Here is a 21,751-nt window from a genome sequence, read left to right as displayed (position 1 = left end):
GGGGGAGACCAAGCTGGTGCCCGGCATGCCGGTGGAGGGCTTCATCCAGACCGGCTACCGCACCGTGTTCTCCTACCTCACCAAACCCCTCGCCGATCACCTCACACGAGCCTTCCGCGAAGAGTAACGAATATGCCAGGATTGCGCGGCATCCTGAAAGTGGAGCACGGACGAAAAACCGGATATCTCCTGGTGGTTCGGATCCTGCCGTCGGGGGAGTGAAGATGAGCCGAGACCAAGAGTGCGACGGATGCCCCTCCCCCGACCTGGACGGACAGGAATTTGCCTGGGGCGGGGAATCGTCTCGCCTGGCGGAGGAACCACCGGCCGCCCCTGCCGAGCCTGTCGCGGTTCTTGCCGTCCACCGGATGAGGAAGGCGGCTTTGGGCCGCCGCCCGCCAGGACAGCACCCGCCGTGCGGGAGTGATACCGCGACACCTGCCGCGGGGGCATCGGCCACCATCATCGCCCTGGATCAGGTCCGTCTGGAAAGGCAGGCGCAACAGCTCCCGGGGCGTGAGGTGCCCGGGCTTGGCGATGACGCCTTTCATTTTCCGCGTGAGCCGCATGGCTCCGGGTGATCCCCGCCACCTGGCCCGGCGTGACGGGCCGTGGGTTCCGGAATGCCTGCGCCCATCATCGCGCCTCCTCCGGCGTGCCCGGCGAGAGAACCTGCCCGCATGAGGGGAAGGCAACGGGGCTCCTGGCTGCGACGGCCGCGGCGCACGAGCGCTGAGCTTGGCACGCGGACGGCCCCTCCGGATGGTGCCGTTTCCCGTCGGCGGGTCGGCCCGCGCCCTTCCTCCCGCCAGAGGGGTTGCCCGGGGGCACCCGACCGTCCCCCCGGTGAGACGGGCGGCAGGCCCGCCGGCCGGAGATCTATCTTTCGACCTCCCGCACCTGTATAGGGGCCGATTGACGGATCCAGAACAGCCTCTGGCCGCGCAATCGGAGCGGAGCGACGAAAGTGAATTCCTGTCTAGCGAGCGGCCATGCGCTGCCGACCGCGGCGGCTTTGCCCATCAGGGGCGGGAGCGCATCACGCCACGGCCCTTCCGGTGCCTCGGATGCCCGATCCGCATGACCGGAATGTGAGTGCTCCTGAGGAACGAGAATGGGGTCCAGCCGCGTCCCGGCGAGCCGCGTCAGACCGGCGATAGGCCGCGGTCACGCCCTCTTGCATCTTTGTGCACTTCGCCGTCTTAAGCCTGAATGAACTGGTTATCGACCGCCTGGCCCTACCCCGAGCTCATGCAACAATGATCAAGTATGCTCTTCTCGACGTTCTCGTCGGCCTCAAACGCGTGGATCTGTGGGGTTTTCTCGGCTGGCATGACGTGAAGCAGCGTTACCGGCGCTCGTCCTTGGGCCCTCTCTGGATCACGCTTGCGACCCTGATCATGGTCGCGGGCATGACCCTTCTCTATGCCGGCCTGTTCCGACAGGAGCTGCACAGCTTCCTGCCCCTCGTCGCCTCGGGGGTCGTGATCTGGACCTTCATTGCGGGCTGCATCACCGAGGGCAGCAACGTGTTCATCGGTGCAAGCGCGACCATCAAGCAGGTTCCGGCCCCGCTGACGATTCACGTCTTCCGGCTGGTGTGGAACCAGTTCATCTATTTTCTGCACAATGTCATCGTCATTGCCCTCGCGATGCTGGTCGCCGGCATCCCCATCACCGGCACGACGCTGCTGTTCATCCCCGGAATGCTCATCCTGATCGCCAATCTCATCTGGATCATCCTGCTTCTTGGAACCCTGGGAGCAAGGTTCCGGGACGTGCCCCTGATCGTCCAGTCCCTCATCACGGCCCTATTCATGATGACGCCCGTTCTCTGGCGGGTCGACTTCCTGCCGCCAGAACGGCAATGGGTCGCATTCCTGAACCCCTTCACCTATCTGCTTGAGGTCGTTCGTGTCCCGATCCTCGGATCCGCGCCGTCCCTGGCGCAATGGTCCGTCGCCGTGGCCATGGCGCTTGGCGGCTGGCTCGTGACGGCCTACGTCTATGGCCGCTCACGACGCAAGGTCGCATACTGGATCTAGGCCCCGGAAGGCTCGCTCAAAATGGCACATGTCGAAGCTCAAGACCTGGGGGTGCGCTATCCCGTGCTCACCGCATCCGCGAGGTCCCTGAAAAACCAGATCCTGTCCCGCACGACGGGCGGCCGCATCGCGGGCAACAGCGCACGGGCGGTCGAGGTCCAGGCGCTCAGCCAGATCAACTTCCTGTTCCGCCCGGGGGATCGGATAGCGCTCATCGGCCACAATGGCAGCGGCAAGAGCACCCTGCTCCGCGTGCTGGCACAGATCTACCATCCGACGGAAGGGCGCCTGCTCGTCCAGGGCCGCGTGGCGGCCCTGTTCGATGCCAGCTTCGGCATGGACATGGATTCGACCGGATATGAGAACATCGTCCTGCGCGGTCGCTATCTCGGGATCAGCCGCGCCGCCATCGAGCAGCAGATCGAGGAGATCGCCGCATTTTCCGAGCTGGGTGACTTTCTCAAGATGCCGATCCGGACCTACTCCGCCGGCATGGTGGCGCGCCTCGCTTTTGCGATCTCGACGACGGTCGATGCCGACATATTGCTGATCGACGAGGGCGTCGGAGCAGGCGATTCGGCCTTCATGGCCAAGGCGCAGAAACGCATGCAGGAGCTGATCGAGCGTTCGCCGATCGTCGTGCTCGCATCCCACGACCGGAAAACGATCACGGATTTCTGCACGAGGGGATTGGTGCTGCAAAGCGGACGATTGCTGTTCGATGGCAACGTCAGGCAGGCCTACGAGCACTATGACGAGATCGTCGGGGCGGCCGTCGCCGGAGAGGATGCGGCATCCGGCACCGTCCAGGCACGGCGGGCGGCCGGTACCGGCCGATGACCTTTCTGCCGGGCGTCTGCTTCGCGGGAGTTGAGTGTCGCGGCGGAGACGGCCGGGGAGTACGGGCCCGGTATCGACGAACGGGAGAGGGCCGCCTCCGATGGTGACAGCCTCGCCTCACCCCTCCCCTATCAGGTCGCCTGACAGGGACCTGCCCGGTCAGGCGAGGGGCATGTCCATCATCGGAGCTTGCCACCCTCAGGAACCGGGGCGATAAAGCAGGAGCCCGACGATCCTGTTGCCGCACCGTTCGGAAGGCGGCCCCTGTCATCGCGATTTCGCCCCATCTTCATGTGAGAGGTTTCCAATGACACGATCACGGCAAAAACTCATCTGGGCGGTTGCGGCCCTCCTGGTTTCCTCTCCCTGTCTGTCCCAGGCCAATCCGCAGCCATCATCCAAATCCCTCGACACGGCCAATCGAGCGGCTCTCGAGGCGCAGGACAAGGAGCACTCCCGGCTGCAGCGGTCCAACACCCGCGCCTTGCGCAGCATCTGCGCCAATGGCTGCACGACACGGGAGGGCTCCTGGGAGCCGCTGCCGAAGGACCCCTTTGCGGAGCTTCCCGCCCCTGACGACTTCCCCCTCCCCGATTATCGCGAAGCGGACGAGGAGTAGGAATCCGCCCGTCGCGTCCCCGCGTCGGATACCGCTCGCGGCGCAGAAGTCCAAGCGCCGCCCCGCCGGCGCTCGGTTTTCCTGCGCGTCCACGCCGGCCGCCAGGCTTGTCGGAGATGCGAGCCGCCCCTCCGCGACGGGCCGCAGCAAAGAGGTGTTCCGAACCGTTGAGCGCCGCCGGAAGACTGCGCTCCCGCGCTAGGGGCAGGAATGTGCCGGAGCCGCCTATTCAGGGATTCGAAGATCGTCCTCGGTGGCGATGCGCATCAGATAGCGACCATAGGCGCTCTTCCCGAGGCGCTCGCCCAGGCGGATCAGATCATCGCGGCTGATGAAGCCCAGCGTGAAGGCGATTTCCTCCGGGCAGGCGGCGCGCAGCCCCTGACGCACCTCGAGGGCCCGCACGAACTCGCTTGCATCGATCAGGCTCTCGTGGGTCCCGGTATCGAGCCAGGCAAAGCCTCGCCCCATCCGCTCGACATTGAGCTCGCCTTTCTCGAGGTAGGCCCGGTTCACATCCGTGATTTCGAGCTCGCCGCGCGCCGACGGCTTGAGATTGGCGGCAATGTCGACGACCTGCCCGTCGTAGAAGTACAATCCCGTGACGGCCCAGTGGGACCGGGGCGCGGGCGGCTTCTCCTCGATCGAGATCGCCCGTCCCGCCCGGTCGAACTCGACGACGCCATAGCGCTCCGGATCGCTGACATAGTACCCAAAAACGGTCGCGCCCGTGCGACGGTCCGCGGCCGTCTTGAGCAGTTCCGGCAGGCCATGGCCATAGAAGATGTTGTCGCCGAGGATCAGGGCAGATGGCTCGCCACGCACGAAATCCGCGCCGATATGATAGGCCTGGGCCAGGCCCTCCGGCCTGGGCTGCTCCGCGTAGCTGAACTGCATGCCCCACTGCGACCCGTCCCCGAGCAGGCGCTGGAACAGCGGCAGGTCGTGCGGCGTCGAGATGATCAGGATCTCGCGGATCCCCGCCAGCATGAGAACGCTGAGCGGGTAGTAGATCATTGGCTTGTCGTAGACCGGCAGAAGCTGCTTGGACGTGACAAGCGTCAGGGGATGAAGGCGTGTGCCGCTGCCTCCCGCCAGGATGATACCCTTCATTCAATGCTCCTCAGAACCGGTCGTTCTCAACGAGACGGCGTATACAGGCGGCAACCGACGATTGCCATTCCGGCAGTCTTGCTCCATGCACCGCCGCGAGTTTCGTGCAATCGAGCGTGGAGTTCGCGGGGCGTTTTGCCGGGGTCGGGTACTCCGCCGTCGCAATCGGCCGGACCCGGGCGCTTGGCCCGCCAAGGCGCGCCGACTGCTCGAAAACATGGGTCGCGAGCCCGGCCCAGGTCGTGGATCCCGCCCCGGTCATGTGAAAGACGCCGCGCAGGCTGTCGTCGCTGGGGCGCTCGAGGAGATTGCGCGCGACCGTCACGACGCCATCGGCGATATCGAGCGCGCTCGTCGGCGAGCCCTTCTGGTCGGCCACGACGGCGACCTCGTCGCGGTCCTTCGCGAGCCGCAGCATGGTCCTGACGAAGTTCTTGCCGAAGGGGCTGTAGACCCACGCCGTGCGCAGGATCGCGTGGTCGCGCGTCGCCGCGGCAACCGCCTTTTCGCCGGCAAGCTTCGAGTGCCCATAGGCTCCAAGCGGGCTTTCCGGGTCTGATTCGCGATAGGGCCGATCCAGGGTCCCGTCGAAGACGTAATCGGTCGAAAGATGAACGACGGGAAGGCCCAGGGCTGCCGCGGCCGCCGCGACGGCGGCCGCACCCTGGCCGTTGATGGCCAGGGCCGCCTCCGGCTCCGTCTCCGCCTGATCCACCGCGGTGTAGGCGGCCGCGTTGACGACCACATCCGGGGCGGCCTGGCGCAGGGCCGGCAGGATGGTCTCGGGCCGCGAGAGATCGAGGTCCGGCCGGCCGATGGCAGTTATTCGCCCTCCGAGCGCAGGACCCCGCTCGGCAAGGGCCTTTGCGACCTGGCCCTCCGTCCCGGTGACAAGGATGTGCATGGCAGCCCCCGTTCGCCCGGTCAGTCGAAATAGGCCGGAAGGTCGGCCAGGCGCGGATGGCGGAGATCCTTGTCCGACAGGATCGCCGCCCCGGCCTCGACCGGCCACTCGATGGCAAGGGCAGGATCGTCCCAGGCCAGCCCGTGGTCATGCTCGGCCGAATAGGCGCCGGTGACCTTGTAGAGGACCTCCGTGTCGGGCTCGAGCGTGCAAAACCCGTGGGCGAACCCGACAGGCACGAGCAACTGGCACCAGTTCTCGGCCGACAGCTCGACGGCGACATGCCGGCCGAAGGTCGGCGACGAGCGCCGGATGTCGACGGCGACGTCGAGGATCCGGCCCCGGACCACCCGCACGAGCTTGTCCTGCGCGAAGGGAGGGCGCTGGAAATGGAGACCCCGGACGGTGCCGGCCTTGGCCGACCACGAATGGTTGTCCTGGATGAAGTCGAGATCCAGTCCCGCCTTGGCGAACCGGTCCCGGTTGTAGACCTCGGAGAAGAATCCGCGGGAATCCCCGAAGCGGGCCGGCTTGACGACCTTGACCTCGGGGATGGCGGTCGACTCGACGTGAAGCATCTTCTTCCCTTGGTTCCTGCCGGGGCTGGGTGCCGGCGGCGCAGGGCCGCGCACCGGGTGACTTCCGGGCGCGCTAGACGGCGACGCCCAGGCGCTGGCCCTGATAAACGCCCGACCGGACCCGCTCCCACCAGGCACGGTTGTCGAGATACCAGCGCACGGTCTTGCGCAGACCGCTCTCGAAGGTCTCGGCCGGCCGCCACCCGAGCTCCCTCTCGATCTTGCTCGCGTCGATCGCATAGCGAAGATCATGGCCGGGACGGTCGGCCACGTAAGTGATCAGCCGCTCGCGCGCGCCAAGATCGGGATCCGGCGCCATCTCGTCGACGAGCGCGCAGATCTTCCGCACGACATCGATATTGGTATGCTCGTTGCGGCCGCCGATATTGTAGCTCTCGCCGGGGACGCCCTTCTCTGCCACCAGGATCAGGGCCTGCGCATGATCGTCCACAAAGAGCCAGTCCCGGACGTTCTCGCCCTTGCCGTAGACGGGAAGCGGCTTCCCCTCCAGGGCATTCAGGATCATCAGGGGGATGAGCTTCTCGGGGAAGTGATAGGGGCCGTAATTGTTCGAGCAGTTGGTGATCAGGGCCGGCAGGCCGAAGGTGTGGAACCAGGCCCGGACCAGGTGATCGGACGCGGCCTTCGAGGCCGAATAGGGCGAGTTCGGCTGATAGGGATACTCCTCGTGGAAGAGCCCCTCCTCCCCGAGCGAACCGAACACCTCGTCCGTCGAGATGTGGTGGAAGCGAAAGCCGGATTGCCGCTCCGCGGGCAGGCCGCGCCAGTATTCCAGGGCGGCCTGAAGCAGGACATAGGTTCCCACGACATTGGTCTGCACGAACTCACCCGGGCCGTCGATCGAACGGTCCACATGGCTTTCCGCGGCCAGGTGCATGATCACGTCGGGCTGGTAGCGGGCGATCACGGCGCGCATCCGGCCGGCATCGGCGATATCCGCATGCTCGAAAGAGTACCGGGGGCTGTTGGCCACCGGCGCCAGGGATTCCAGGTTGCCGGCATAGGTCAGCTTGTCGACCACCAGCACATCGTGGGATGTGTCGCGCACGAGCTTGCGCACGACGGCCGAACCGATGAAGCCGGCGCCGCCGGTAACAAGGAATTTCTTCGCCATGGGTTTTCTGATGCCATCCGGGGATCCGGTTTCACGGGATCCGGTCAAAAAGGTCGGCCCGGGGGTTATCAAATAAGCCCCGGGCTTGCAAGCGAGGGGGAGTTTTGCCCCGGGCGGGCGGCGCCGTGACAAGGCTCCCCCTGGACGATATGGACCGCGGGACGATGCCGCGACATGGTTTGACAATGCTTGAATTCGTTCCCGTCGACCCCACCCGTCCGGATCTCCGACCGGAATCCGGACCGGTGCGGGTCAGGCACCCGGACCCGTCGGTGACCTTGTCCTATGCGCCGAAGCGGGTGCTGCGGAATCGGTGGCTCATGCTGGAGGCCCGGTTTCCGGAGGCCGGCCTGGTAGATCTCGTCATAGAGCTGCGGCTCAAAGATGCCCCGTCGCTGTTCCTCGAGCCCCGGCTCGTCGGCCGGAACCACTTTTCGGGACGATTCAGGGCAGGCGAAACCGTCGAGGAGATCCTGCTCCACCTGAGCGGGTCGGGGGATCTCGAGAGACCTTTGAGCCTCCGGATCGACCCGGCACCGCGCCTTGCCCGGGTGCTGGCCCTGGCCCGGCGCGCCGTTCAGATCCTGCGCGAGGAGCCCCGCACGCTCGCGGGACGCGGCGTGCAGTATCTCAGCCGCCTGCGCCACGGCGGAGGCGTGCTCGCAGCGATCGACAGCGCGACGCCGTCCCCGCCATCGGCCCCCGATGCCTTCGCGCGCTGGATCGAGCTCTTCGATGAGCATCCCCGCCGCGACCAGGGGCGGCACGCCGCCCGCCTGGAGCGCCTCCCGGCCCGCCCACGAATCTCCGTCCTCCTGCCGGTCCGAGGACCGGCGGAGCGGCTCGTCCCGGTGATCCGGGACCTGGACGAGCAGATCTATCCGGAGTGGGAGCTCCTCATCGGGTCGGGTTTGGAACAGGCGAAGGATCTCGCGGGCCGCCTGCCTCGAGAAACCGGAAACGCCGGCAGGATCAGGTTCGTCGAAACCGGGGGCGATGACCGGGCCGGGATCCTCAACGCGCTCCTCCAGGCGGCTTCGGGAGAATTCGTGATCCCGCTCCCGGACGGCGGGCGCCTGCGTCCCCATGCTCTTCTCGAATGTGCCCTCGCGGCGCAAAGGCATCCGGCAGCGCGCCTGATCTATGCCGACGAGGACCGGCTTGACCCCAGCGGGCAGCGCACCTCTCCTCGCTTCAAGCCCGCCTGGTCCCCCGACCTGCTGGCAAGCCATGACTACATCGGCGGTCCGGCCTGGTTCCGCACCAGCTCGCTCGTGGCCCTGGGGGGATGGCGAGCCGGCCTCGACGGGGCCGAGGACCACGACCTCAAGCTCCGCTACACGCGCGCCGTGCGTCCGGGCGAGATCATCCATCTCGCCAAGGTGCTTTTGCACCAGGAGGAGACGGATGCCATGGCCGCCCCCCCTCCCCCGCACCGGGAGGCGCGGCTACGGGCGGTTAGGGAGCACCTCGCCAGGGAGGGCGGACAGGCCAGGGCCGTCGAGGATCCCCGGTCGCCCTATCCGAGGATCTCCTATGTTCCCAAGGACCCGCCGCTGGTGTCGCTCCTGATCCCGACCCGGGACAATGCCCCGCTGTTGAGCACCTGCGTGACCTCGATCCTGCAGCGGACCCAGTATCAGAATTTCGAGATCATCGTCGTCAATCACGAGTCCAAAGAACCCGACACCTTCAGGCTCTTCGAGTCCTGGGCCGGCGATCCGCGGATCAGGATCATGACCTATGAGGGCCCGTTCAACTACTCCGACATCAACAACAGGGCCGCCGAAATCGCCCGTGGCTCGATCCTGGGTCTGATCAACAACGACATCGAGGTGATCTCGGGCGATTGGCTCGGCGAGATGGTCGGCTATGCCGTGCAGCCGCGCATCGGGTGCGTGGGCGCCAAGCTCTTCTACGGCAACGATACAATCCAGCATGCCGGCATCGTCCTGGGGCTGGGCGGCGGCGCCGGGCACGGCCACAAATTCGCCGCGCGAGCCGAGCGCGGCTATCTCGATCAGCTTGCCACAGCGCGGGACGTGTCGGCGGTGACCGCGGCGTGCCTTCTCGTCCGCACGGAGGTCTTCCGGGAGGTCGGAGGCCTCGATCCGGAAACCTTCGCCGTCGCCTTCAACGACGTCGATTTTTGCCTGAAGGTGATGGCTGCCGGCTACACGAATGTCTGGACCCCCTTCGCGGAGCTCTACCATCATGAATCCGTCAGCCGCGGCCACGACGTGACCCCCGCCAAGGCGAGGCGCTTCGCGCGGGAGGTCAGGGCCCTTCAGGAGCGCTGGGGGCCGTGGCTGTTGTCGGATCCCTATTACTCGCCCCACCTTTCGACGGAATCCGAGGATTATCGCATCCGCACCCGGTAGCCCGGTCTGTTGCCATCCTCCCGGTGCGGCGGATACAGGGCATGGCAGAAGGCCTCCCGCAGGCCAGCTCCCGAAACACCCAGCCAGGACAACGTCGATGCCCGACTCCGCCCGCAACGCCACTGCCGCCGGCGTCGTGGCCTTCGCCCCGGATGCCGGCCTGATCCTTCCCCTGATCACCTCGGTTCTCCGGGACGTCGGGCACGTGACGGTCTTCGTGAATGCCGTCATCGAGGAGGATCTTGCCAGGAGGCTGGAAGCAATCGATCCCCGCTGCGAGGTCGTCTACTCGGACATCAATCTCGGTGTCGCCGAGGCCCTGAACATCCTGGCATTGAACGCGATCATGAGGGGCTGCACGCGCCTGGCGCTGTTCGACCAGGATTCCCGCCCGCCGGAGGGGATGGTGGCGGCCCTTGGTGGCGCAATGGATCAACTGGCGGCTTCAGGGGAGCGCGTCGCGGTCATCGGCCCCAGGATCACGGCCCCGGCCGGTCAGGAGGAGCGCTACAAGAGCCCGCGCTACTTCCCGCAGCCCGCCAGACCGGCGCGCCATGGCGCCGTGCCCGTGAGATACATCATCACATCGGGCTCCCTGGTCGATCTCTCCGCCTTCCGGGCGGTGGGACCATTTCGGAGCGACTTCTTCATCGACGGGATCGACACCGAATGGTGCTTTCGCGCCTGGGCGAAGGGATATTCCTGCTGGTTTCACGGCGAGCTGCCCATGGAGCACACCATCGGCGAGGGAGCGGTCCGCTCCCGGATCTTCCGCATTCGCTTCCCCCGGCAGAACCCGATGAGGATGTACAGCTACTTCCGCAACCAGGCCGCCTGCCTTCGGCTCGGCCACATCCCCGTCGGATGGCGGGCGCGCTTCGCCCTGCATATGATTCGCCTGGCCCTGTCCACCTGGGCGGCATCGCCCTTGAGCCTGCGCCCCCTGGGCGTGATGGCGCAGGCCGTCGCACATGGCCTGACAGGCCGCCTCGGCCCGCCGCCGGGGGCGCTGCACGCCGTCCCTGGCCCGGTGTTCCCGCGGTCCGGCCGGGCCTGAAACGGGGCGGCCCGGATCGATGATGCGGAGCTTCGGCCATGACGGCTTCCCACGGGGATATTCCCTTCGCGGATCATCAAGAGCCGGCCGGACGCTTGCATGTAAAACCAGGGCTGCGTAAGGGCCGTGGAGCCCCTTTCCGAAACTGTCCTTGGAAGCTGGCGCCGGCGGTGACCGCCCCGGCCGCCGCGGGTCACCGTCGGGCATCATGCCCGCCGGCCCCCAACCCGATTCGCACGCCCCTGCCCCTCCCCGGCCCATATGGAGTTCCTCGTGCTGTCTGACGTGCTGCTGTTCGTTGCGGTCGGTTTTGCGGCGCAGCTTGTCGATGGCGCCATCGGCATGGCCTATGGGCTGACCTCCACCACCGTCCTGTTGAGCTTGGGCGTTCCGCCCGCCACTGCGAGCGCGAGCGTTCACGCGGCCGAAGTGTTCACGACGGGCGCCTCGGCGCTCTCCCATTGGCGCCTTGGCAATGTGGACGCCGCCCTGTTCCGGCGGCTGGCCCTGCCGGGAATCCTCGGTGGTGCGGCCGGCGCATATCTCCTGACGGAAATTCCTGGCGACGCGGTCCAGCCCCTGGTCAGCGTCTATCTCGGGATCATGGGAGGCCTTGTTCTCTGGAAGGCCCTGAGGTCGCGTCCAGCCCGCGAGACGCCGCCGCGCTATGTTGGCGCCCTCGGCCTCGCCGGGGGCTTTCTCGATGCGATCGGCGGCGGCGGCTGGGGACCACTGGTCGCTTCGACGCTCGCCGGGGCAGGCACCAAGGCCCGTTTCGTGATCGGATCCACCAATGCGGCCGAATTCCTGGTCACGGCCACCATCTCGGCAACCTTCGTGCTTACCATCGGCCTCGATCTGTGGCCGATCATCCTGGGGCTGGTCATCGGCGGCGTATTGGCGGCCCCCTTTGCGGCGCTGGCCGCGCGCAAGATGCCGGACCGGCCGCTGATGATTCTCGTCGGCGTCGTGATCATCATCCTGAGCCTGCGGGGCATCGTTCAAAGCTTCATCCTTTGAGCCCCGTGCGGGCCCGCCCACGGACCGGATGGTCTTCGCGACGGATGAGCCCGGGGTGGCGCCGATGCATGGGACGGGGCCTGCATGTCGGTCCGGATGCCCTATGCGGGCGCAGGGCGCGAGGCAGGACCCGCGGCTCTTTTGCCTTCGGCCCGCAGAATGATGACAACCCTGGCGTCACCTGCTATCGCAGGGCGCTTCTGGACCAGCTGGGACTTTTGAATTGTGGATATGGCATTGGCTAAAAGTGCAGAAACGATCCTCGTGAGAGAGAGCGTCTCCGAGACTGGAAAGCCCCTGGCGCTCCTCGTGATCGGCATGCATCGGAGCGGCACCTCCGCCCTCAGCGGTGTCCTGAGCCAATTGGGCATCGCCGTTCCGGGCGAGCTGATGGCTGCCACCGAACGCAATCAGAGGGGATATTTCGAGAACCAGAAGCTCATGGCCTTCCACGACCATGTGCTGGCGACCCTGGGCTCGAGCTGGGACGACCCCCTCCCGATTGCTCCCGACTGGATCCATTCCCCGACCGGGCAGGCGTTCATCGCGCAGCTCGTCGAGATCCTCGCCGAGGACTATGCCGGGGAACCGGCCTTCCTCGTCAAGGACCCCCGCATGTGCCGGCTCCTGCCGCTCTGGACCGCGGCCCTGGCCCGCATGGAGCGCCGGGTGGTCGCCGCCCTGCCGGGGCGCCATCCCCTGGAGGTGGCCGGATCCCTGCAGAGCAGGAACGGCTTTTCCCGTGCGCAATCCCTGATGCTGTGGCTCGACCATGTGCTGGCGGGCGAGCGGTTCACGCGCGACATGCCGCGGACCTTCACCCTTTATGATGACCTTCTCCAGGACTGGCGGCCCATCGTCGCCAAGATGGGGGAGGATCTTGGCGTCATCTGGCCCCGCGATCCGATGCGGGCCGGAACCAGGATCGATGAATTCCTCGGGCCCGAATTGCGGCATCACCGCACGGAACAGGACCTCTCCGGCGCCGATGATCCGCTCCACCGCCTCTGCGCCAAGGCATGGGAGGCGCTCAAGCGCTTCACGGCCGATGCCTATGATCCGGCGGCCCAGGCGAGCCTTGACGAGATCCAGGAAAGCCTCAACCAGTCCCTGAAGGCGCTCGGGCCCGTGCTCGCGGCAAGCCAGGAGACGCTGCGGCGCACCAAGGCCGACCTGGAGGAGAAGCTGGCCCAGACCTGGCAGGAGGTCAGGGCACGGGATCAGGAAATCCTCAATTACGACCGCCTGCTCCGGGAGGCCGGCGCCGCCATCGAGGCCCGCGACGCCACCATCGCCGAGCGAAGCCACCGCCTGGAGGTGGCGCAGGCGGAGACGGAGGCCGTGCGGGCGGAGCTTCACACGACGCAGGCGGACGCAAGGGCCTCCCAGGAGGCCCTGCAGGAAACCGTGCAGGGGCTTCAGGCGGCCGTGCAGGAGCTTCAAGAGGCCCTGCAGGATGTGTCCGAGGCCGCGCAGCGCCATGAGGCAAGGGCCGCGACGATCACGGCGGAGCGCGATGCCATCCAGGGCCGGCTGACGGCCATCGAGACAAGCACGATCTGGAAGGCGACGTCCCCGGTGCGGCGCGGGCTGTCCGCGACACCACGCCTTCGCCGTCTCGGCCGCAGGACCGTCAAGGTAGCCTGGTGGACCACGACGGGACAGCTCGTCCGGCGCTTCCGCGAGTGGCGCAGCCTGTCAGGGCGGGAAGCCCTTCCCCCTGTCCAGCGGCAGGATGCACCGGCAGCCGAGGCCCCTCCTCCACCACCGCCGCAGCCGGCGAGGCCTCAGCCCGCCAAGGCCAAGCAGGAGGTGCCACCCGAGGTGGCGCGTCCCATCGACCAGGACTACAGCCTGGCCGTTCCCTTCGGCTACCCCATGGAGAAGCTCGAGCCGGCGCCGAGCCTTGCGGTGATCTGCCATCTCTTCCACGAGGAGGCGACGGTCGAGATCCAGGGCTACCTGCGCAACATTCCCTTCGCGGCCGATATCTTCATTTCGACGGACACGGCGGCCAAGCAGGCCGTGATCGAGCGGCATTTCGCAGGATGGAGCGGAGGTGCCGTCGAGGTCCGCGTGATGGACAACCGCGGGCGCGACATCGCGCCGAAGCTCGTCGGCTTCCGCGATGTCTATGACCGGTACGAATACGTCCTCCACCTCCATTCGAAGCAGTCGACCCATGCCTCCGTGCTCGGCACCTGGCGCGGCTATCTCCTCGAAAACATGCTCGGCTCTCCGGACATCGTCCGGAGCGTCTTCGAGGCCTTCACGCGCTATCCCGATCTCGGAATGGTGGCCTCGCAGCATTTCGAGCCGGTCCGGCACTGGATCAACTGGGGCGGAAACCTCGACCTGGCCAACGGTCTCCTGAAGGCCTCCGGGACCAGGATCACGCTCGACCAGGCGCTCGATTTCCCATCCGGCTCCATGTTCTGGGCGCGCTCGGCGGCGCTCAAGCCGCTGCTCGACCTGAACCTCTCCTTCGAGGATTTTCCGCCCGAGAGCGGACAGATCGACGGCACGCTCGCCCATGCGATCGAACGGCTCTACTTCATCATCTGCGAACGGGCGGGCTTCACCTGGCTGAAGGTCTCGCACCCGCACCTCTTCGAGGAGACGCCGTGCATCGTTCCGGTCGACAGCCCCCTGGCGCTCGACCGGTTCATGGCCGATCACGTCGTGGCCCTGACCGGGCCCATTCCCCCGCGCCCGCGCAAGGAGACGCCGCGGGCGATCCCCGCCCCCGCGAAGGGGCTCGTCGACCTGCTGCAGGCGCGGGCGCTCGGCCTGAACGAGGCCGTGAACTCCTCGACCCGCGTCGCCGTTGGCATCGTCACCTACAACAATGCCGACAGGCAGCTGCGCCGGATGCTCTCGAGCACCCGCATCGCGCTGGAGCAGGCGGGCCTCGAGAGCGCAGGCCGGATCTACGTCGTCGACAACGGCGCCTCGACCGAAACCATCACCCAGGGCAACGAGGCAGTCAGGCGCCTGCCCGCCACGGGCAATGTCGGCTTCGGCGCCGGGCACAACCGGCTCATGCAGGCCGCCTTCGAGGAGGGCGCCGATCTCTATATTGCGGCGAACCCGGACGGCGCCTTCCACCCGGACGCCATTGCGGCCCTCGTGCAGATGATGCAGGCACAGGATGGCCGCGCCCTGATCGAGGCCGCTCAGTTCCCGGCCGAGCACCCGAAAGATTACAACCCCTACACCTTCGAAACCGCATGGGCGTCGGGGGCCTGCCTGGCGATCCCGCGCGGGGTGTTCGAGACCATCGGTGGCTTCGACGAGAACTTCTTCATGTATTGCGAGGACGTCGATCTGTCGTGGCGGGCCCGGGCGGCGGGCCTCCCGGTCCGGATCTGCCCGCGGGCGCAGTTCCTGCATGCGGTCACGAACCGCCCGCGGGTGCCGGCAGTGCTGCGCATGATCTTCACTTCGGGCGTCGTGCTCGCCCGCAAGTGGGGCAATCAGGACTTCGAGACCTGGCTCACGCGGGAGTTGCAGGCGCTCGGGACCGAGCCGCCGGAGACGCGGCCGGACGCGGTCCCCCAGGAATGGCGGCGGGTCGCCGACTTCTCCCGTCACTTCAGCTTTGCGCCAACACGGTGGTGATCCCATGACCCGGAAGAACCAGCTCGATGTCGTCGTACGGTTTCACGACGCCAAGCGCCTCCCCGAACTGGAGCGCTGCATCTTCTCGCTTGTCGGCCAGAACTACCGTCCCCTGCACATCATCCTGGTGGCGCAACGGTTCTCCGAGACCGACCTCGCCGAGGTCCGGGCGCGGCTCGCCCCCCTCCTCGCCTGCGAGGATGCGCCGACCCTGGAGGTCCTGAACTGGGAGCACCCCGAGCCCGTCGACGCACGCTCGGCCCTGATCAATCTCGGGATCCGCGCCGGGCGCGGACGCTACCTGGCCTTCCTGGACTATGACGACGTCCTCTATCCGGAGGCTTACGACCTTCTCGTCTCGCAACTGCAGGCGGGAGAGGCCGGCATCGCCTTCGGGCGCGTGCGCCTGGTCCAGCTCGAGGTGCACAGCACCTTCTTCCGGCCGAAGGCGACGCTGCCCTATTTCGAGGGTTCGACCCTGAGCGACCTGTTTCGCGGCAATTTCTGCCCGATCCACAGCTATGTCATCGACCGCACCCGCATCCCGGAGCAGTTCCTGTTCTTTGAACCGAACCTCCTCCTGGAAGAGGACTACGACTTCATCCTTCGGATCTGCGCCCAGTTCCCGTCCGACTTCGCGCTCGTCGGCACCGAGATCGGGGAATATTACTTCAAGACGGATGGCAGCAACACGCATACCGCGGGAGGCCGCCCCCCCTCGTGGCAGGCCCAGTACGAGCGCGCGGCGGCCTTTGTCGAGCAGCGGCGGCGCAGCACGCCGATTGCGGCGCCGGTGCAGCGCGCCCTCGGCATCGCTCCGCCAAACCCCGACCTCAGCATCCGCGACTTTCTCGACCGCGCGGCATGATCGCTGCACGCATCCTCCAGGCCGGCGGCGACACCCCGGCTTCCTCGCCCGTGGCGGCGCCTGCAGGCCACGGTCCGCTCCGGCCATCGCGCGGCCCGGTCTTCCCAGTTCCCGGAAGTTTGAGTCATGGTTGAATCCGGTCATCTGAAATATCTCGAAGCCGAGAGCATCTATATTTTCCGGGAGATCGTCTCGTCTTTCGAGAACCCGGTGCTGCTCTACTCCATCGGCAAGGATTCCTCGGTCCTGCTCCATCTGGCGCGCAAGGCGTTCTATCCGTCGCCGATCCCGTTCCCGGTCCTCCACATCGACACCAAGTGGAAGTTCAGGGACATGATCAGCTTCCGGGACGAGACCGCCCGGACACTCGGCCTCAACCTGATCGTCCACACCAATTGGGACGCCGTGAATGACGGCGTGACGCCCTTCACCCATGGGGCCGCCTATACCGACCTGATGAAGACCCAGGCGCTGCGCGACGCGCTCAAGGCCGGCAACTATGATGCGGCCATCGGCGGGGCGCGCCGCGACGAGGAGAAGTCGCGGGCGAAGGAGCGCATCTTCTCCCTGCGCAGCGCGCATCAGCGCTGGGATCCGAAACGCCAGCGGCCGGAACTGTGGCGGCTTTACAATCCGCGCCTGTCGCCCGGCGAAAGCATGCGGGTGTTCCCCCTGTCGAACTGGACCGAGCTCGATGTGTGGCGCTACATCGAGCAGGAGGGCATCCCGGTCGTGCCGCTTTATTTCGCCAAACCGCGACCGGTGGTCCAGCGCGAGGGCGCGCTCATCATGCTCGACGACGAGCGCTTCCCGCTCAAGGAAGGCGAGACGCCGGAGCAGCGCAACGTGCGCTTCCGGACGCTCGGCTGCTATCCCCTGTCGGGAGCCATCGAATCCACCGCCTCCACCTTGAGGGACATCATTCGCGAGATGGAGGAGAGCCGCACCTCCGAGCGCCAGGGGCGCCTGATCGACTTCGACCAGTCAGGCTCGATGGAACGCAAGAAACAGGAGGGATATTTCTGATGAACGCGTCCTCCGCACAGATGCGCAACGACTTCACGGCGCCGGCTCAGGAGGCCTCCGCCTTGCCCGCCCATCCCCTTCTGCGCGTCGCGACCTGCGGCAGCGTCGACGACGGCAAGAGCACCCTGATCGGCCGCCTTCTCTTCGATGCCGGTCTTGTGCCGGACGACCACCTGCAGGCACTCACGCGCGATAGCCGCGGCCGGCCCGTCGGGCCGGAGGGTTACGACCTGTCGCTTCTGGTCGACGGGCTTCTGGCGGAGCGCGAGCAGGGCATCACCATCGATGTCGCCTACCGGTATTTCAGCACGCCGCGACGCACCTTCATCGTGGCGGACAGCCCGGGGCACGAGCAGTACACGCGCAACATGGCGACCGCCGCCTCGAACGCAGAGGCCGCGATCCTCCTGCTCGACGGGCGCCAGGGCGTTCTCACCCAGACCCGCCGCCATGCGACCATCCTGGGGCTCATGGGGATCCGCAGCGTCGCCGCCGTGATCAACAAGATGGATCTAGTGGATTACAGCGAGGATGCCTTCCAGCGGATCGCCTCCGACCTGCGGGATCTGGCGGAAAAGGTCGGGATCGGCGCGGTCGAGTGCATCCCGGTCAGCGCGCTCAATGGCGACAACGTCGTCCATGCAAGCCGCCACATGGAATGGTATCGCGGTCCGACCCTCATGCACTGGCTCGAAAATGTCGACGTGCGGGCCGAGCGGTCCACGGCGCCGTTCCGCATGCCGGTCCAGTGGGTGAACCGGCCCCATGCGGATTTCCGGGGCTTTTCGGGCTCGATCACGGGCGGCACCATCCGCCGCAATGATCCGGTCACTGTCGCCGGATCCTCGATGCGCCCGACGCGGGTCGCCCGCATCGTCACCATGGACGGTGACAGGGACGAGGCTCATGCGGACGAGGCCGTGACCCTCGTTCTTGAGGACCAGATCGATATCAGCCGGGGCGATGTCCTGACGGATCCTGCCCAGCCACCGGTCGTGGCCAACCAGTTTGCGGCCGACCTGATCTGGCTCAACGACGATCCGCTCATCCCGGGCCGCTCCTACCTGCTCAGGCTCGGAACGACCGTAGTGCCTGCGACCATCACCGAGCTCAAGCACCGGCTCAACATCACGACGCTCGAACACAGCGCGGCCAAGACGCTGGCGGCGAACGAGGTCGGGGTGTGCAACATCGCCACTGACCGCCCCATCGCGTTTGATGCCTACCGCAACGATCCCAAGCTTGGCGCCTTCATCATCATCGACCGCGTCACCAACGCGACCGTTGGGGCCGGGATGATCTCGTTCGCGCTCAGACGCGCGACGAACCTCACCTGGCAGGCCTTCGACACCGACCGGGCCCACCGCTCGGCGCTGAAGCACCAGAAGCCGATGGTGGTCTGGCTGACCGGCCTTTCGGGCGCGGGCAAGTCGACCATCGCCAATCAGGTGGAGCGGCGCCTGAGCGAGAAGGGTCTCCATACCTACACCCTTGACGGCGACAATCTCCGCCATGGGCTGAACAAAGACCTCGGGTTTACGGACGCTGATCGGGTGGAGAACATCCGGCGCGCGGCGGAGGTGGCGAGGCTCATGGCCGATGCCGGCCTGATCGTGCTTGTGTCCCTGATCTCGCCGTTCCGGCGCGAGCGTGACATGGCGCGTGAGATCGTGGGCGATATTCCGTTCCTGGAGGTCTTTGTCGACGCTCCAGTCTCAGTGTGCGAGGCGCGCGATCCGAAGGGCCTCTATGCCAAGGCACGGGCCGGTCTGGTGCGGAACTTCACCGGCATCGACTCGGCCTATGAGGTTCCCGAGCACCCGGAGGTCCGTCTCCCGACCGCGGAGGCCTCCCCGGATGAACTGAGTGACGACCTCGTCCGGCGCATTCTCGCCATCACGGCAGAGGCCGGGAGCTGACAGCCGCTCAAAATCCTGTCCGGGCTGACCCCAATCGGGTCAGCCCGGCATGATGGATCAGTGCATCGTTCGTAAGCGGGCAGCTGATGCCGTTCAGGAGCGATAGTTCCACGGCATGAGGGCCTCGATCTCGCGGTTGGGCCACCCGTTGGCGATGCGCTCAAGCGTCTGGGTCAACCAGGCGTGCGGATCGACGTTGTTCATTTTGGCCGTTGCCAGAAGGCTGGCAATCGCCGCCCATGTGCGCCCGCCGCCATCAGAGCCGGCGAAGAGCGAGTTCTTGCGTGTGATCGTCTGCGGCCGGATCGCGCGTTCAACGGTATTGGAATCCAACTCCACGCGTCCGTCCAACAAGAACCGCTCCAGAGAGGCACGCCTCGTCAGAGCATAGCGGATCGCCTCGGCCAGCTTCGACTTGCGCGACAGCTTGGGCAGTTCTTTCTCCCACAGCTTGAACAGCGTGCTCACGACAGCCGCGGATTGCTCTTCGCGAACCAGCCTTCTTGTTCCCGCATCCTGGCCACGAACCCTCTCCTCCACAGCCCAGAGCGCCGCCATCTGCTCCAGCGTCTGCCCGGCCACCATGGAGGCATCCGAGACGTGCAGCTCATAGAATTTCCTGCGCACATGGGACCAGCAGGCGGCCAGTTGCACACCTTCATTGGCTCCCTCAGACCGGGCGAGCCGGTGATAGGCCGTGTAGCCGTCAACCTGCAGGATGCCACGATAGCCCTCCAGATGGCGCGCCACGCACTCGCCGGCCCGACTGTCCTCAAAGCGGTAGACCACGATCGGCGGATCACTGCCGCCAAACGGCCGATCATCGCGCACGTAGGCCCACAGGTATGCGGTCTTGGCCTTGCCCGCGCCGGGGGCCAGGGTCGGCAGGGTTGTCTCGTCGGCAAAGATCCGCTCGCCCTGCTTGATCCGCGCCAAGGCATACGCGGCCAGGGGCTCGAGTTCGAACCCGACCTTGCCCATCCACTGCGCCATCTGCGAGCGCTCGATCACCACCTGGTCGCGGGCATAGATCGCTTCTTGGCGGTACAGCGGCAGGCCATCGGCATACTTCGCCACCGCAATCTGGGCCAGCAGTGCCTCGGTGGGAATCCCACTGGTGATGATCCGAGCAGGAGCCGGGGCCTGGATGACGCCGTCACGGCCCTTGTAGACGTATTTGGGCCGGCGCGTGACGATCACCCGGAACTTGGCCGGCATCACATCCAGCCGCTCACAGACGTCCTCACCGATCCGGATCCGCTCCAGCCCGTCGCAGCCCGCAGGATCATCCGGCTCGATCACCACCTCGACCCGTTCGAGATGCGCCGCAAAGCCCTTGCGCGGACGCGGTGGCCGCTTGGTCGAGTGTCCTGTCGCCTTCTCCCTCTCGGCCTCGAGGGCCGCCACACCGGTCTCGATCTCGTCGAGCGCGAGGGCATACTGATCGTCCGTCAGCCAATCCTTGCCGAGCCGCTCGGATCGGGTGCCGTAGCGCGCCCGCTCGAGCACCTTCACAATCGCCATCAGCCGCGCGATGCGCTCCTCGGCGCCCTTGTTCACCTGCTCGAGATGAGCATTGCGCTGTTCCAGAAGCGCGGTCTTCTCGGCCATAGCCCGCACCATCGCCTTGAGCGCATCGACATCATCGGGAAGTGCGGAATCATGGGCCGTCATTGCGTCCATCAGAGCATGGCGAGCCAGCCGGTCGAAGCGCTTCACCAGCTCTGATTCATCTTGCCGCAGGGACAACTATCCGACCGATTGCGGGGCCCTGACGGTCACGGCATGCACCCGCTTCCAGTCCATGCCGTCGACCAGAGCGAGGAGCTGAGCATGATTGAGCTGAACCCGATGCTGACCGATCCGCGGCCAGCAGAATTGCGCCTTCTCCAAGCGCTTGCTGTAAAGAACCACGCCGGTGCCATCCCACCAGACGATTTTGACGCGGTCTGCTCGTTTGGCGCGGAAGACGTAAAGCGCTCCGTTGAAAGGGTCGGATCCGGCTTCGCGCACCAGCGCCAGCAGGCCGTCTGGACCTTTCCTAAAATCAACCGGATGACTGGCCAGGAACACCTTCACGCCGGCCGGGATCATGCCTGGCGCACCGCTCGGAGGACTTTGACCAGATGGTTCTGTTCAATATCAGCGGCGGCACGGATCACCACATCGGCGATCAGGATCTCAATCATCGAGGAGGATGTCGGCGTGACTTCGACAAATCCGAGCCGCTGCTCCTGGGGCTCACCTTGGACGACACCCGTCCGCATCGCCTTGCGGCGCCAGCCGAACAATTGTGCCGGTGCAATTCCGGCCTGCCGTGCGATGGCCGACACATTGGCGCCTGGCTTCAGGGTCTCCTCGATCAAAGCCATCTTGGCTTCAACCGACCAGCGCCGGCGGGGCCGCTCGGGAGCAACCTCCAGGCGGCTGGGAGCAGCCTCGAGCACCTGGAAGCTTCTATCATCAGACATAGGCGCAGACATAGAAACTGACACTGAAAGCTCCCTGCTTCTGTGTCAGTAAAGATCAGCCATCGCAGCACGCTGCGCCAGATGCGGTCAGCTTACCGCTTACCATCGTTCCATTGTGTGAACGAGGCTTGATTATGAGGGTCGCTGTGCTCGC

General features: G+C 66.3%; 17 protein-coding genes. 10 read left to right on the top strand and 7 right to left on the bottom strand.

The window, feature by feature from the left end; translation table 11 throughout:
- Window positions 1–1,259: 1,259 nt before the first annotated feature.
- The 3 genes from ACFOYU_RS12955 to ACFOYU_RS12945 all read left to right on the top strand — a co-directional run bounded on the left by ACFOYU_RS12955 (window position 1,260) and on the right by ACFOYU_RS12945 (window position 3,504).
- The gene (locus tag ACFOYU_RS12955) at window positions 1,260–2,045 is read left to right on the top strand and encodes an ABC transporter permease (RefSeq protein WP_377033912.1); all 786 of its coding nucleotides are present in this window, start codon (window positions 1,260–1,262) and stop codon (window positions 2,043–2,045) included.
- Window positions 2,046–2,066: 21 nt separating this feature from the next.
- Window positions 2,067–2,885, top strand: a complete 819-nt coding sequence (locus tag ACFOYU_RS12950) for an ABC transporter ATP-binding protein (RefSeq protein WP_377033911.1) — start codon at window positions 2,067–2,069, stop codon at window positions 2,883–2,885.
- Window positions 2,886–3,192: 307 nt separating this feature from the next.
- Window positions 3,193–3,504: a hypothetical protein gene (locus ACFOYU_RS12945; RefSeq protein ID WP_377033910.1), complete on the top strand. Its 312-nt coding sequence runs from the start codon at window positions 3,193–3,195 to the stop codon at window positions 3,502–3,504.
- Window positions 3,505–3,729: 225 nt separating this feature from the next.
- Here ACFOYU_RS12945 and rfbA read toward each other — a convergent pair whose 3' ends face one another.
- The 4 genes from rfbA to rfbB form a co-directional block, all read right to left on the bottom strand.
- Complete coding sequence (gene rfbA, locus ACFOYU_RS12940) at window positions 3,730–4,617, bottom strand: glucose-1-phosphate thymidylyltransferase RfbA (RefSeq protein ID WP_377033909.1); 888 nt, start codon at window positions 4,615–4,617, stop codon at window positions 3,730–3,732.
- Between the two features lie 10 nt (window positions 4,618–4,627).
- On the bottom strand, window positions 4,628–5,521 hold the full coding sequence (rfbD, locus tag ACFOYU_RS12935; RefSeq protein ID WP_377033908.1) for a dTDP-4-dehydrorhamnose reductase: 894 nt from the start codon (window positions 5,519–5,521) through the stop codon (window positions 4,628–4,630).
- 20 nt (window positions 5,522–5,541) lie between these two features.
- A complete protein-coding gene (rfbC, locus tag ACFOYU_RS12930; protein ID WP_377033907.1) occupies window positions 5,542–6,099 on the bottom strand; it encodes a dTDP-4-dehydrorhamnose 3,5-epimerase in 558 nt (185 codons plus the stop codon).
- 73 nt (window positions 6,100–6,172) lie between these two features.
- A complete protein-coding gene (rfbB, locus tag ACFOYU_RS12925; RefSeq protein WP_377033906.1) occupies window positions 6,173–7,234 on the bottom strand; it encodes a dTDP-glucose 4,6-dehydratase in 1,062 nt (353 codons plus the stop codon).
- A gap of 185 nt (window positions 7,235–7,419) precedes the next feature.
- Between rfbB and ACFOYU_RS12920 the strand changes: the two genes are divergently transcribed.
- The 7 genes from ACFOYU_RS12920 (at window position 7,420) to cysC (ending at window position 19,126) form a co-directional block, all read left to right on the top strand.
- Window positions 7,420–9,615 (top strand): glycosyltransferase family 2 protein, encoded by a 2,196-nt coding sequence (locus tag ACFOYU_RS12920; RefSeq protein ID WP_377033905.1) that lies wholly within the window; start codon window positions 7,420–7,422, stop codon window positions 9,613–9,615.
- Between the two features lie 97 nt (window positions 9,616–9,712).
- Window positions 9,713–10,672: a hypothetical protein gene (locus ACFOYU_RS12915; protein WP_377033904.1), complete on the top strand. Its 960-nt coding sequence runs from the start codon at window positions 9,713–9,715 to the stop codon at window positions 10,670–10,672.
- 273 nt (window positions 10,673–10,945) lie between these two features.
- The gene (locus ACFOYU_RS12910) at window positions 10,946–11,692 is read left to right on the top strand and encodes a sulfite exporter TauE/SafE family protein (RefSeq protein WP_377033903.1); all 747 of its coding nucleotides are present in this window, start codon (window positions 10,946–10,948) and stop codon (window positions 11,690–11,692) included.
- Between the two features lie 237 nt (window positions 11,693–11,929).
- Entirely contained in the window at window positions 11,930–15,313 is a 3,384-nt protein-coding gene (locus ACFOYU_RS12905; RefSeq protein ID WP_377033902.1) for a rhamnan synthesis F family protein, read from the top strand.
- Window positions 15,314–15,317: 4 nt separating this feature from the next.
- On the top strand, window positions 15,318–16,181 hold the full coding sequence (locus ACFOYU_RS12900) for a glycosyltransferase family A protein (protein ID WP_377033901.1): 864 nt from the start codon (window positions 15,318–15,320) through the stop codon (window positions 16,179–16,181).
- 126 nt (window positions 16,182–16,307) lie between these two features.
- Window positions 16,308–17,207 carry a sulfate adenylyltransferase subunit CysD gene (gene cysD, locus ACFOYU_RS12895; RefSeq protein ID WP_377033900.1) on the top strand — a complete coding sequence of 300 codons (900 nt, stop codon included), beginning with the start codon at window positions 16,308–16,310 and terminating at the stop codon, window positions 17,205–17,207.
- 20 nt (window positions 17,208–17,227) lie between these two features.
- Window positions 17,228–19,126: an adenylyl-sulfate kinase gene (gene cysC / locus ACFOYU_RS12890; RefSeq protein ID WP_377033915.1), complete on the top strand. Its 1,899-nt coding sequence runs from the start codon at window positions 17,228–17,230 to the stop codon at window positions 19,124–19,126.
- 93 nt (window positions 19,127–19,219) lie between these two features.
- On the opposite strand, the gene ACFOYU_RS12885 is transcribed toward cysC, so the two are convergent.
- From ACFOYU_RS12885 to ACFOYU_RS12875, 3 genes are all read right to left on the bottom strand, one after another.
- Complete coding sequence (locus ACFOYU_RS12885; protein WP_377033914.1) at window positions 19,220–20,800, bottom strand: IS66 family transposase; 1,581 nt, start codon at window positions 20,798–20,800, stop codon at window positions 19,220–19,222.
- Between the two features lie 75 nt (window positions 20,801–20,875).
- Complete coding sequence (tnpB, locus tag ACFOYU_RS12880) at window positions 20,876–21,220, bottom strand: IS66 family insertion sequence element accessory protein TnpB (RefSeq protein WP_377030032.1); 345 nt, start codon at window positions 21,218–21,220, stop codon at window positions 20,876–20,878.
- Window positions 21,217–21,573 carry a transposase gene (locus ACFOYU_RS12875; protein WP_377033899.1) on the bottom strand — a complete coding sequence of 119 codons (357 nt, stop codon included), beginning with the start codon at window positions 21,571–21,573 and terminating at the stop codon, window positions 21,217–21,219. The genes tnpB and ACFOYU_RS12875 overlap by 4 nt, the downstream gene beginning before the upstream one ends.
- Window positions 21,574–21,751 lie beyond the last annotated feature (178 nt).

The organism is Microvirga sp. GCM10011540, assembly GCF_042650665.1.
Lineage (GTDB): Bacteria > Pseudomonadota > Alphaproteobacteria > Rhizobiales > Beijerinckiaceae > Microvirga > Microvirga lenta.
The sequence above is the reverse complement of the archived record's forward strand: the minus strand, read 5'-3'. Positions and strand labels throughout refer to the sequence as shown.